The sequence below is a fragment of the Pseudomonas sp. SIMBA_068 genome, assembly GCF_046534705.1.
GTDB lineage: Bacteria > Pseudomonadota > Gammaproteobacteria > Pseudomonadales > Pseudomonadaceae > Aquipseudomonas > Aquipseudomonas putida.
The window spans coordinates 1-279 of sequence record NZ_JAWRYI010000354.1 but is presented as its reverse complement, the minus strand read 5'-3'; the positions used below and the strand labels follow the sequence as shown (position 1 = coordinate 279).

Sequence of the window (279 nt, the reverse complement as noted above, 5' to 3'; positions counted from 1 at the left end):
GTAGCAAGTTACGCTCCAGCAAGTGGTACGAGCGTTAGCAACACGGCTGTATTTTACTCATCGGGTGATGGTGCAGCGCAAGATGAAGCGCAATTTTCGGTATCTATTAAACTACTAACAGGCTGTAATGCTGATTGGGATGATAACCGAAGCAATGTTAAATTAGACCCTTTATCTGCAGCATCTGGTTGTACTGTGACCAACAGTATTTCATCTTCTGAATTGGGTGAGCTATTTGTAGAAGTCACTAATGAACAAAGTGGCGAAGGCAGTAAAAAC

1 protein-coding gene is annotated in these 279 nt (G+C 42.7%); it reads left to right on the top strand.

Annotation, left to right across the window (positions count from 1 at the left end; translation table 11 throughout):
- Positions 1-279, top strand: a 279-nt coding sequence (locus SB756_RS29510) for a hypothetical protein (protein ID WP_410913103.1), incomplete at both ends; no start/stop codon positions are given.